This is a genomic window from Arthrobacter sp. 01T425 (assembly GCF_056398725.1).
Map to the genome: position 1 here is coordinate 50,586 of NZ_JBFTPY010000010.1, position 12,171 is coordinate 62,756.

The window sequence follows — 12,171 nt, forward strand, 5'->3', positions numbered from 1 at the left end:
CCGCGCCGGCTGTTCACTGCCAGCGGGCGCCGATAGTCTGGGACGCGTGACCGAACTAGGAAAACACCGGCTCGGCCGGCACAGCACCGCAGATCTCGACCCCTCACTGGATGACTACCAACTGGCCGAGGCCCTGGTCCGCGAGGCCGGCACCCTGGCGCTGTTGATGCGGCAGGCCGGGCTTGAAGGCAGGCAGAAGACGTCGGTCTCGGACGTGGTCACGGCCGCCGACCACGCCGCCGAATCCTACGTGCTGGAACAGCTTCGGCGCTGCCGCCCCGATGACGCCGTCCTGGGCGAGGAGGGCGCCTCCGTGGCGGGCAGCAGCGGCCGGACCTGGGTCATTGACCCCGTCGATGGGACCTTCAACTTCCTGCATGGATCCACGTACTGGTGCTCGGCCATTGCCCTGAAGGATTCCTCCGGTGCAGGGCTCGGCGCCATCTTCCAGCCGGAGGAGGACAAACTCTGGCTGGGCGGGACGTCCCGTGCGGCGACCCTCAACGGCGAAAAACTGGTCACCTTCCTGCCCGGCGCGTCCGGTGGCACCGGACGCTCCGACACGCCGCTGGCTGATCTCGGCGCGGCAACCTACATCCACCCGACGTGGCTTGCCGATCCGATGTGTGCCATGCCCTGGCACGCGGCAGCGACGTCGGCGGCCGCGCTGCGCATGTTCGGGTCCGGCTCCTGCGACCTCGGCCGGGTCGCGGACGGAGAGCTCGGCTGCTGGTTCCAGCACAGCTGCCCCGAGTGGGACTGGCTGCCCGGGAAGGCGATCGTGGAGGCGGCCGGCGGCGCGACCGACGTCGTGCGCGTCAACGGACTCGACTGGTTCATCGCGGGAGGCACGACGGCGGTCCAGCAGCTGCGCGCCGCGCTCAGCTCCGGGGGCGTCGGCTAGCTTCCCGCCTGCCGGACCTCCCCGCGGGACATGCTCATTTTTCGCGGCGGGGTCCGGGGGACATGCTCATTTTTCGCTGTCAGGAGCGGGTACAAAGGGAGTATGTCCAGTGGTCACGGGTGGCGGAGGACATGTCCGTTGGGCAGAGCTCTGTCCGTAGCGCATGCTCATTTTTCAGAACAACCTCGGCGGTCTTCAGAACAACCCGGGTCTTCTCCATGACAGCTTCCGCGGGGCATGCTCATTCTTCGCGGCCAGGACTGGGCGCAGGGGGATTATGTCCACTGGGCGCGGGCAGGGGAGGGCATGTCCCGACGGGCGGACACGGCTGTCAGCGCCACCGCCTAGACTTAGATACACCATGGATATGTTGTTTGACCCTTACGCCGACGGACCCTTCCAAGCTGCCTCCAAGGCGGCGGCAGGCACTAAATCGCGCTCCGGGTCCGGCCTGGCGGGCCTGGATTCCGGACCGGATTCCGCCCCGCACGGCGGAAGCTTGCACGGCGCCGCCCCGCACGGCGGCAGCGCGCACGGCGACGGCCCTGACAGCGGCTGGGACCGCCCGCAGCTTCCGAACGCCGGCGAACTCCTCGAGGGGCTGAACCCCCAGCAGGAAGAAGCGGTCAAGCACGCCGGCAGCGCCCTGCTGATTGTCGCCGGCGCCGGGTCGGGCAAGACCCGCGTGCTCAGCAACCGGATCGCCTACCTGATCGCCACGAGGCGGGCGCACCACGGCGAGATCCTGGCCATCACCTTCACCAACAAGGCCGCGGCCGAAATGCGGGAACGGATCGAGGCGCTGGTCGGCGGCCGGGCCAAGACCATGTGGATCTCCACCTTCCACTCCTCCTGCGTCCGGATCCTGCGCCGCGAGGCCAAGAACGTCGGGCTCAACTCCAACTTCTCGATCTACGACTCCGCCGACTCGCTGCGCCTGATCACCCTGGTCGCCAAGAACCTGGACCTTGACCCCAAGCGCTTCGCGCCCAAGGCCATCCAGCACAAGATCTCCGCGCTCAAGAACGAGCTGATCGACGCAGACAGCTATTCCTCCAGCGCCAACTACAACGATCCCTTCGAGCAGGCCGTCGCCGAGGTCTTCAAGGGCTACACCCAGCGCCTGCGCCAGGCCAACGCCATGGACTTCGATGACCTGATCGCCGAGACCGTCTACATGTTCCGGGCCTTCCCGGCGCTCGCCGACTCCTACCGGCGCCGCTTCCGGCACGTCCTCGTGGACGAATACCAGGACACCAACCACGCCCAGTACGCCCTGGTGCGCGAGATCGTCGGCGAGGGCCCCGACGCGGCCGAGCTCACTGTCGTCGGCGATTCAGACCAGTCCATCTACGCCTTCCGCGGCGCGGACATCCGCAACATCGTGGAGTTCGAGAAGGACTACCCGGACGCCCGCACCATCAAGCTCGAGCAGAACTACCGCTCCACCCAGACCATCCTCAGCGCCGCCAACTCGGTGATCTCCCGCAACCCCAACCGGCCGGAGAAACGGCTCTGGACGGCCGAGGGCGACGGCGAGAAGATCGTGGGCTACGTCGGCGAGAACGAACACGACGAGGCCCAGTTCATCGCCAAGGAAATTGACCGGCTCCAGGATGAGGGCAACCTGCGCCCCGGCGACGTGGCCATTTTCTACCGCACCAACGCCCAGTCCCGCTCGATCGAGGACGTCCTGGTCCGCGTGGGCCTGCCCTACAAGGTGGTCGGCGGCACCCGCTTCTACGAGCGCAAGGAGATCAAGGACGCCCTCGCCTACCTGCGCGTCCTGGTCAACCCGGACGACGACGTCAACCTCCGCCGCATCCTCAACGAACCCAAGCGCGGGATCGGTGACCGAGCCGAGGGTGCCGTCGCCGCCCTGGCAGAGCGTGAGCGCACGTCCTTCATGGCCGCCGCGCGGCGCGCCGATGAAGCCCCGGGCATGGCGACGCGCTCGGTCAACGCCGTGCTGGGCTTCGTGAAACTCCTCGACGACCTCGCCGAGGTCGCTTCCGGCTCCGGCGCGGCCGCGGCTCTCGAAGCCGTGCTCGAACAAACGGGCTACCTTGCCGGGCTGCGTTCCAGCACCGATCCGCAGGACGAGTCCAGGGTGGAGAACCTCGCCGAACTGGTCGCCGTCGTCCGGGAATACGAACGCGACAACCCCGAAGGCTCGCTCGGAGCCTTCCTGGAGCAGGTCTCCCTCGTGGCCGACGCCGACCAGATCCCGGACGCCCCCGGCGGTGACGCCGAAAACCTGGCGGCCGCCGTCGCCGAAGCCAAGCGGCTCGGCGTCGTGACCCTGATGACGCTGCACACCGCGAAGGGCCTGGAATTCCCGGTGGTGTTCCTTACCGGCATGGAGCACGGGCTGTTCCCGCACCAGCGCTCCGCCACCGATCCCAAGGAACTGGCCGAGGAACGCCGGCTGGCCTACGTGGGGCTGACTCGTGCCCGCAAGCGTCTCTACCTGACCAGGTCCGAGGTCCGCAGCATGTGGGGCCAGAGCCAGTACAACCCCGCGAGCCAGTTCATCGAGGAGATCCCGGCCGAGCTCGTCGAATGGAAGCGCGAAGGCGCCAGCCGCCAGAGCGGAGGCTGGGGGAGCGGTGCCGGGATCGGGTCCAGCCGCTACGGCGGATCGTTCTGGGGTGCCGGGACCGCCCGCGGCGCCGCGGCCAGCCCGTCCGCCGGCTTCAACGCCGACGTTCCCGCCGCGGTGGCCAAGAACAGGGTCCAGCCGCAGAAGGAAGTCGTCGCCGTCAGCGTGGGGGACAAGGTCAACCACACCAGCTTCGGCAACGGCACCGTCCTGGCGGTGGAGGGCGCCGGGGACAAGACGGTCGCCAAGGTCAAGTTCGACATCGGCGAGAAGCGGCTGCTGCTGCGCTACGCGCCGCTGACCAAGCTGGACGCCTAACTGACCGCGTAGCTGGACGTTTGGCTGAAGACCCAACGGGAGTCCGGAGACCGGTCCGCCAGCACCCCGTGCAGCCGGATGCACGGACGTTCGCCGTACATTACGAACGCGGGTCTGGCACGGCCGCGCCGGCCTTCGGAGCGCCGTCGGACACCCCAAAAACCCCGTAATCTAGCGGTTTTTCTACGCTCCATAGAATAGTGTCCTTACTCACATAACCGGTACTCTGGAACGGGCTGGTCCGATCGAAGGACTAGAGTTCCCAAAGGAGCATTGCGCCGTGTGGCTCGTTTCCAAGCTTGTCGCAGGGTGCGTTTATTCCGCAGCCCGGTAACCGCGAGTACGTGGGGTCCGGCTGTACAGAAACTACTTCGACGTAGAAGGACACTAAACCGTGGACCTGTTTGAATATCAGGCGCGCGATATGTTCGAGGCGCACGGTGTACCCGTGCTTGCTGGCATCGTGGCGCACACCCCTGAAGAAGCAAAGGCAGCTGCCGAGAAAATCGGCGGCGTAACTGTCGTAAAGGCGCAGGTCAAGGCCGGAGGCCGCGGCAAGGCCGGCGGCGTCAAGGTCGCGAAGACCGCTGACGAAGCGTTTGAACACTCCACCAACATCCTCGGGATGGACATCAAGGGCCACACCGTGCACCGGGTGATGATCGCCCAGGGTGCAGACATCGCCGAGGAATACTACTTCTCCGTCCTTCTGGACCGGGCCAACCGCAACTACCTGGCCATGTGCTCGGTTGAAGGCGGCATGGAAATCGAGCAGCTCGCCGTTGAGCGCCCCGAGGCCCTGGCCAAGATCTCGATTGACCCGGCCGTGGGCATCGACCAGGCCAAGGCCGACGAAATCGTCGCCGCGGCAGGCTTCGCCGAGGAACTGCGTGGCAAGGTCGCCAGCGTAATCCTGAAGCTCTGGGACGTTTTCAAGAAGGAAGACGCCACTCTTGTGGAGGTCAACCCGCTGGTCCTGACCGGCGCCGGCGACATCGTCGCCCTTGACGGCAAGGTCTCCCTCGACGAGAACGCCGACTTCCGCCACCCCAAGCACGCCCACCTTGAAGACAAGGACGCTGCTGACCCGCTCGAGGCCAAGGCCAAGGCGCAGGACCTCAACTACGTCAAGCTGGACGGCGAAGTCGGCATCATCGGTAACGGTGCCGGCCTGGTCATGTCCACCCTCGACGTCGTTGCTTACGCCGGCGAGAACCACGGCAACGTCAAGCCCGCGAACTTCCTGGACATCGGCGGTGGAGCTTCCGCCGAGGTCATGGCAGCAGGCCTCGACGTCATCCTGGGCGACCCGCAGGTCAAGTCCGTCTTCGTCAACGTCTTCGGCGGCATCACCGCCTGTGACGCCGTCGCCAAGGGCATCGTCGGTGCACTGGCCGAGCTGGGCCACTCCGCGAACAAGCCGCTGGTAGTCCGCCTCGACGGCAACAACGTTGAGGAAGGCCGCCGCATCCTGGCCGAGGCCAACCACCCGCTGGTTACCCTGGCCGCCACCATGGACGAGGGCGCCGACAAGGCTGCCGAGCTCGCCAACGCAGCGAAGTAGAGGGACTCGACTATGTCTATTTATTTGAACAAGGACTCCAAGGTCATCGTCCAGGGCATCACCGGCGGCGAAGGCACCAAGCACACCGCCCTGATGCTCAAGGCCGGCACCAACGTTGTGGGCGGCGTCAACGCCCGCAAGGCCGGCACCACGGTCCTGCACGGCGACGCCGAGATCACCGTCTTCGGCACCGTCAAGGAAGCCATGGCCGAGACCGGCGCTGACGTTTCCATCGTCTTCGTGCCGCCGGCCTTCACCAAGGACGCCGTCGTTGAAGCCATCGAGGCCGGCATCGGCCTCGTCGTCGTCATCACCGAAGGCGTGCCGGTCCAGGACTCCGCCGAGTTCTGGGCACTGGCCCAGTCCAAGGTGGACGCCAACGGCAAGCAGGTCACCCGCATCATCGGACCGAACTGCCCCGGCATCATCACCCCGGGTGAGGCCCTCGTCGGCATCACCCCGGCCAACATCACGGGCAAGGGCCCCATCGGCCTCGTCTCCAAGTCGGGCACCCTGACTTACCAGATGATGTACGAGCTGCGCGACCTCGGCTTCTCCACCGCCATCGGCATCGGCGGCGACCCGGTCATCGGCACCACCCACATCGATGCCCTCGAAGCCTTCGAGGCTGACCCGGAGACCAAGGCGATCGTCATGATCGGCGAAATCGGTGGCGACGCCGAAGAGCGTGCCGCCGACTACATCAAGGCCCACGTCACGAAGCCGGTTGTTGGCTACGTGGCCGGCTTCACCGCTCCGGAAGGCAAGACCATGGGCCACGCCGGCGCCATCGTCTCGGGCTCCGCGGGCACCGCCCAGGCCAAGAAGGAAGCCCTCGAGGCTGCCGGCGTCAAGGTCGGCAAGACGCCGTCCGAGACCGCCAAGCTCCTGCGCGAGGTCTTCGCGACCCTCTAGGTCCGAAGCACCACGGCAAATAAGCACCACTGCAATACAGCAACGCGGGGTCACTTACGGCCCATTCCACTCGGTGGGATGGGCGCGGAGTGACCCCGCGTTGCTTCTTTAAGTACGACGGCGGCAGGCCATCTTCCCCGGGAGGTGACCTGCCGCCGTCGTACTCTTTAAGACCCCGAGGTCCTAGACCTTGGCCCCGCTGAGGACTTCCTCGAGCTGTTCGTAGGCTTCGGTCATGCCGCCCTCCATTCCGGACTGCGCCATGCCGTCGCGGGCCTCCATGCTGGGGTAGACCGCGTGGCCGCGGAGCCGCGAACGGCCGCCGCCCAGGTCCTCGAAGGTCAGGGACTCAATGCTCACCACGTCCGGGTAGCCATCGAATTCGAAGGTCTGGATGGCGAAATCATTCTCGCGGACAGTGTGGAAGACACCGGTGAAACCATAGGCGCTGCCGTCCGGCGCGGTGTGGGTGTAGCGGTAGCTGCCGCCGGTCCTGAAGTCGTAGTGGTCAACAGCCATAGTCAGCCGCCGCGGGCCAAGCCACTGGGCGACGAGCTCGGGATCCTTATGCGCCCGAAACACCTCGGACACCGGAAAATCGAATTCACGCTCGAAATCGATGAACGGCAGACCCTCGGGGACGGTCAATTTCAGTGCGTTGCTCATGATGCATCCTTTGCCTGTGTGCCGCTCTGGGCGGCGCGGATTTCAAGCACGGCGTCAAGGCTGCGGAACTGCCCCTCGCGGACCAGCCGGTACTGGTCGATCCAGGCGGTGAGCGCTTCCAGCCGTGCAGGGTTCAGGTGCACGGGCCGGCGCTGGGCGTCACGGGTGCGCGTGACAAGTTGCGCCTGCTCGAGGACCTGGATGTGTTTCGAGACCGCCTGCTTGGTGATCGCGAAGGGCTCCGCCAGTTCATTGACGGTGGCCGGGCCCCGGCTGAGCCGGGCAATGATGCGGCGGCGGACAGGATCGGCGAGGGCCAGGAAGGCCGCGTCGAGCTCGCTGTCGTCGCTGGAATCCACTTGGGGTCCCCACCTCCCGTCCCGACCATGGATAATCAACCGTCTTGTTGATCAATCTCTAGGTTGTTAACGCTATCCCTGGGCTCCGGCCTGCGCAATACCCCAACGCGGGGTCACGTAGCGCCCATTCCGCACCCTGGGATGGGCCGTAGGTGACCCCGCGTTGCTGTGTGCTGTCACGGAATCCTTGCGCAGCTCCAAATTACTTTGTTAGTATGTCAGGACAAACTAGTGAAGGAGATGCGAGTGCCTCTCGTACGAATTGACGTCAACCAGGGCCGCGGCGCGGAGCAGCTCCGCGGGCTCAGCCAGGGCATCCACAACGCGATCGTGGCCGAATTTGGCATTCCAGAGCGGGACTACTTCCACGTGCTGACCGAGCATCCCGAGGGGCAAATTGTCGCCCAGGATGCCGGGCTCGGCTTCGAGCGGACGCCGGACGTGGTGATGATCCAGATCTTCACCCAGGCCGGGCGAAGCCAGTCCGCCAAGCAGTCCCTGTTTGCCGCCATTGCGGACAGGCTGGCCGCCGCGGGGGTCGCCGGCGAGGACGTTTTTATCGGATATGTCGAGAACACCGCGGGGGACTGGTCGTTCGGTTTCGGGCAGGCCCAGTACGTCACCGGCGAACTCGGCGTTCCCGCCAGGTAAACACCCGGGTATTTCCGGCGCCTGCCCCGCCGCCGCGGCGCCGCGCGGGGCATCATTTGAAGTCCCCGTGTCATGTTGTAAATATGTCAGTACAAACCTTTGACAGTACATGGATTCTAAGGCAAAGTAGTGGTTGTGGCCCGGCTCACGCCAGGCCCCAAAGCACTGAATAAGCACCGCAGAAACGCCGAAGCTCAGGCTGCGCAAAGGTATCGAGTCCACACCAGAAAGGTCCACGATCACCGTGACCCACGAACTGCTCACGATCGGGCGCATCAGTGTTGATATCTACCCGAACGACATCGGGGTGGATCTGGAGGATGTCACGTCCTTCGGAAAGTACCTTGGCGGATCCCCATCCAACGTAGCGGTCGCCGCTGCCCGCCATGGCCGCCGCACCGCCGTCATCACCCGCACCGGCGACGACGCCTTCGGCAAGTACCTGCACCGCGAACTGCGCAAATTCAACGTGGACGACTCCTTCGTCACGGCGGTCAAGGAATGGCCCACCGCCGTCACGTTCTGCGCCATCAAGCCGCCGGAGGACTTCCCGCTCTACTTCTATGGACGCTTCCCCACGGCACCAGACCTGCAGATCAAGGCCGAGGAACTGGACCTGGACGCCATCAGGGACGCCGGGATCTTCTGGTCCACCGTCACCGGACTCTGCCAGGAGCCCAGCCGCACCGCCCAGCTCACGGCCCACGAGGCACGGCCCCGCACCGGGCTCAAGGAAGGCCAGTTCACCATCCTGGACCTCGACTACCGGCCGATGTTCTGGGCCTCCGAGGAGGAAGCCCGGGAACAGGTCGCCAGGATCCTGCCGCACGTCACCGTCGCGATCGGCAACGACAAGGAATGCGCCGTCGCCGTCGGGGAGGGCACCCCGGACGAACAGGCGGACCGGCTGCTCGCGGCCGGCGTCGAAATCGCCGTCGTGAAGCTGGGCCCTGAAGGGGTCATGGCCAAGACCCGCACCGAGCGTGTGGTCTCCGCCCCGGTGCCCGTGGAAACCGTCAACGGCCTCGGTGCCGGCGACTCCTTCGGCGGGGCCTTCTGCCACGGCCTGCTCTCCGGCTGGCCCCTGGCCCAGGTCCTCGATTTCGCCAACGCCGCCGGCGCCCTCGTCGCCTCCCGCCTGTCCTGCGCCGACGCGATGCCGACGCCGGACGAAGTCACCGGCCTGCTCGCCGAACGCGGCCGGCTGCTGCCGGGTACCTACGCCACCGAAGGAGCAGCACTTTGAGTGCAAACCCAGCCGTCGCCACCCGTGGGGTGAACGATGATCCCCGCCGCTACGAGCACCTGAGCATTATCCGGCTCGAAGACCCGGAAGCGATTGCCCGCGCCGCCAAGGCACGGCGCCGCCACCCCGGTGTCAGGGCCCACCGGCAGAACTTCATTGTCGCCGCCGACCACCCGGCCCGCGGCGCGCTCGCCGTCGGAAACGATCCGGTGGCCATGGCCGACCGCCGCCAGCTCTTGGACCGCCTGCAGATCGCCCTGGCCAACCCGGACGTGGACGGTGTCCTCGCTTCGCCGGACATCATGGACGATCTGCTCCTGCTCGGCGCGCTCGAGGGCAAGCTGCTCTTCGGCTCGATGAACCGTGGCGGACTGTCCGGCCTGGTGAACGAATTCGATGACCGCTTTACCGGCCACACCGCGGCCGCGCTCGAGGCCCTGGGCGCCGACGGCGGCAAGATGCTGACCCGCATCTGCCTCGGCGACCCGGACACTGTCGCCACCCTCGAAGCGACCGCGAGGGCCATCGACTCCCTCTCCGAACGCAGGCTGATCGCCATGGTGGAACCGTTCCTCTCCGTCCGCGAAAAGGGGAAGGTCCGCAACGACCTCTCCACCAATGCCGTCATCAAGTCAGTCGCCATCGCCGAAGGCCTTGGCGCGAGCAGCGCCTACACCTGGATGAAGCTCCCCGTGGTGGCCGAGATGGAACGCGTCATGGCCTCCACCACGATGCCCACCGTGCTCCTTGGCGGAGACCCGGACGCTGGTCAGGACGAGGTGTTCGCCAGCTGGCAGACTGCCCTCGCATTGCCCGGCGTTCAGGGCCTCACCGTCGGCCGGACCCTGCTCTACCCGCAGGACGGCGACGTCGCCGGCGCCGTGGCAACCGCGGCCTCGCTGCTGCACCACACCGAATCCACCCGCACCAAAGAAGTATCGGAGTAGCTTCCCATGGGAATGAGCACGGCATCAGGAACACGCAGAATGACGGTCGCGCAGGCCGTCGTTGAATACCTGTCCAAGCAGTACACCGTCGATTCGGTCGGCGGCCAGGACTTCCGGGAACGCCTGATTCCGGGCACGTTCGGCATCTTCGGCCACGGCAATGTCGCCGGCGTCGGCCAGGCCCTCAAGCAGTTCCAGCAGCTCGATCCGACGATCATGCCGTACTACCAGGGCCGCAACGAACAGGCCCAGTCCCACCAGGCGGTCGGCTTCGCCCGCCACACCCGCCGCCGCCAGACCTTCGCGATCAGCACCTCGATCGGTCCGGGGTCCTCGAACCTGCTCACCGGCGCGGCGCTGGCCACCACCAACCGGCTGCCGGTCCTGCTGCTGCCGAGTGACACGTTCGCGACCCGCGCCGCCGACCCCGTGCTGCAACAGCTCGAACAGCCCTACGCCTACGACATCACCGTCAATGACGCATTCCGGCCGCTGTCGAAGTTTTTTGACCGCGTCTCCCGGCCAGAGCAGCTGTTTTCCGCGTTCCACCACGGACTCCGTGTCCTCACCGACCCGGCCGAGACCGGCGCCGTCACCATCTCGCTGCCCCAGGACGTCCAGGCCGAGGCCTTCGACGTGCCCGAGGAATTCCTGGCCGAACGCGAATGGCGGATCCGCCGCCCGGACGCCGACGACGAGGACATCCGCCGCGCCGCCGAGGCGATCCGCGCCGCCAAGCGCCCCCTGATCATCGCCGGCGGCGGCGTGCTCTACGCCTACGCCAACGAGGAACTCGCGAAGTTCGCCGAGCTGACCGGCATACCGGTCGGCAACACCCAGGCCGGCGTCGGCGTGCTGCCCTGGGACCACAAGTTCTCCCTCGGGGCCATCGGCTCCACCGGCACGACGGCGGCCAACGCCATCGCCGCCGAGGCCGACCTCATCATTGGGATCGGTACCCGCTACGAGGACTTCACCACTGCCTCCCGGACCGCGTTCCAGAACCCGGACGTGAAATTCCTCAACATCAACGTCGCCGCCCTCGACGCCTACAAGCACGGCACCTCACTGCCGATCGTGGCCGACGCCCGCAAGACCATGGTCAAGCTGAACCAGGCCCTCGGCGGCTACCGCATCGGCGCGGACCTCGAGCAGCGGATCGCGGCCGAGAAGAAGCGCTGGGACGCCACCGTGGACGAGGCATTCAACACGCGGTTCACGCCGCTGCCGGCGCAGAACGAGATCATCGGCGCCACGAACCGCGCCATGGACGCCCAGGACGTCGTCATCTGCGCCGCCGGCTCACTCCCCGGTGACCTGCACAAGATGTGGCGCGTCCGGGACCCGTTCGGCTACCACGTCGAATACGCCTACTCCTGCATGGGCTACGAGATCCCGGGCGGCCTCGGGGTCAAGCGCGCCGCCCTGGCCGAAGCCGCCAAGGGCGGCACGCAGCGCGACGTCGTCGTCATGGTGGGGGACGGCTCCTATCTGATGATGCACACCGAACTCGTCACCGCCGTCGCCGAGCGGATCAAGCTGATCGTGGTCCTGATCCAGAACCACGGCTACGCCTCGATCGGTTCGCTTTCCGAGTCCCTCGGTTCCCAGCGCTTCGGCACCCAGTACCGGGCGCTGGATGAGGAACACCACAGCTTCGACGACGGCGACCGGCTCCCGGTCGACCTGGCCCTGAACGCCGAAAGCCTCGGCGTGAAGGTGATCCGGATCGAACCGGGGGAGAAGGTCATCGCCGAGCTCGAGCAGGCCATCCGGGACGCCAAAGCAGCCCCCGAACGCGGCGGCCCGATCGTCATCCACGTTGAATCCGACCCGCTGCTGGATGCCCCCAGCTCCGAGTCATGGTGGGACGTTCCGGTCTCCCAGGTCTCCGAGCTCGACTCCACGAAGCAGGCCTTCCAGACCTACACCGACCATAAGGCCCGCCAGCGCAAGCTGCTCGGCTGACCCCCCCTCATCACCACGAACAGCCACAGAC

10 protein-coding genes are annotated in these 12,171 nt (G+C 66.5%); 8 read left to right on the forward strand and 2 right to left on the reverse strand.

All coding sequences use genetic code 11. The features are described 5' to 3' along the window. The first annotated feature begins 46 nt into the window (after positions 1–46). The 4 genes from AC1DNG_RS12315 (at position 47) to sucD (ending at position 6,303) form a co-directional block, all read left to right on the forward strand. Entirely contained in the window at positions 47–904 is an 858-nt protein-coding gene (locus AC1DNG_RS12315) for an inositol monophosphatase family protein (RefSeq protein ID WP_476857096.1), read from the forward strand. 361 nt (positions 905–1,265) lie between these two features. Continuing rightward, positions 1,266–3,824 (forward strand): DNA helicase PcrA, encoded by a 2,559-nt coding sequence (pcrA, locus tag AC1DNG_RS12320; protein WP_476887450.1) that lies wholly within the window; start codon positions 1,266–1,268, stop codon positions 3,822–3,824. Positions 3,825–4,218: 394 nt separating this feature from the next. Further along, complete coding sequence (gene sucC / locus AC1DNG_RS12325; RefSeq protein WP_018776032.1) at positions 4,219–5,388, forward strand: ADP-forming succinate--CoA ligase subunit beta; 1,170 nt, start codon at positions 4,219–4,221, stop codon at positions 5,386–5,388. 12 nt (positions 5,389–5,400) lie between these two features. Then, entirely contained in the window at positions 5,401–6,303 is a 903-nt protein-coding gene (gene sucD, locus AC1DNG_RS12330; RefSeq protein ID WP_028275595.1) for a succinate--CoA ligase subunit alpha, read from the forward strand. Positions 6,304–6,486: 183 nt separating this feature from the next. Here the strand turns inward: sucD and AC1DNG_RS12335 are convergent, their stop codons facing one another. Next, positions 6,487–6,969 (reverse strand): SRPBCC family protein, encoded by a 483-nt coding sequence (locus tag AC1DNG_RS12335; protein WP_476873499.1) that lies wholly within the window; start codon positions 6,967–6,969, stop codon positions 6,487–6,489. Further along, entirely contained in the window at positions 6,966–7,328 is a 363-nt protein-coding gene (locus AC1DNG_RS12340) for an ArsR/SmtB family transcription factor (RefSeq protein ID WP_223914265.1), read from the reverse strand. The genes AC1DNG_RS12335 and AC1DNG_RS12340 overlap by 4 nt, the downstream gene beginning before the upstream one ends. 246 nt (positions 7,329–7,574) lie before the next feature. Here AC1DNG_RS12340 and AC1DNG_RS12345 point away from each other — a divergent pair, with 246 nt between their 5' ends. From AC1DNG_RS12345 to iolD, 4 genes are all read left to right on the forward strand, one after another. After that, positions 7,575–7,979 carry a tautomerase family protein gene (locus AC1DNG_RS12345; RefSeq protein ID WP_223914264.1) on the forward strand — a complete coding sequence of 135 codons (405 nt, stop codon included), beginning with the start codon at positions 7,575–7,577 and terminating at the stop codon, positions 7,977–7,979. A gap of 244 nt (positions 7,980–8,223) precedes the next feature. Further along, positions 8,224–9,225: a 5-dehydro-2-deoxygluconokinase gene (gene iolC / locus AC1DNG_RS12350; protein ID WP_223914263.1), complete on the forward strand. Its 1,002-nt coding sequence runs from the start codon at positions 8,224–8,226 to the stop codon at positions 9,223–9,225. Beyond that, positions 9,222–10,172: a Cgl0159 family (beta/alpha)8-fold protein gene (locus AC1DNG_RS12355; protein ID WP_476860162.1), complete on the forward strand. Its 951-nt coding sequence runs from the start codon at positions 9,222–9,224 to the stop codon at positions 10,170–10,172. Before iolC ends, AC1DNG_RS12355 begins: the two co-directional genes overlap by 4 nt. 39 nt (positions 10,173–10,211) lie before the next feature. Then, positions 10,212–12,140, forward strand: a complete 1,929-nt coding sequence (iolD, locus tag AC1DNG_RS12360) for a 3D-(3,5/4)-trihydroxycyclohexane-1,2-dione acylhydrolase (decyclizing) (protein WP_476887451.1) — start codon at positions 10,212–10,214, stop codon at positions 12,138–12,140. Positions 12,141–12,171 lie beyond the last annotated feature (31 nt).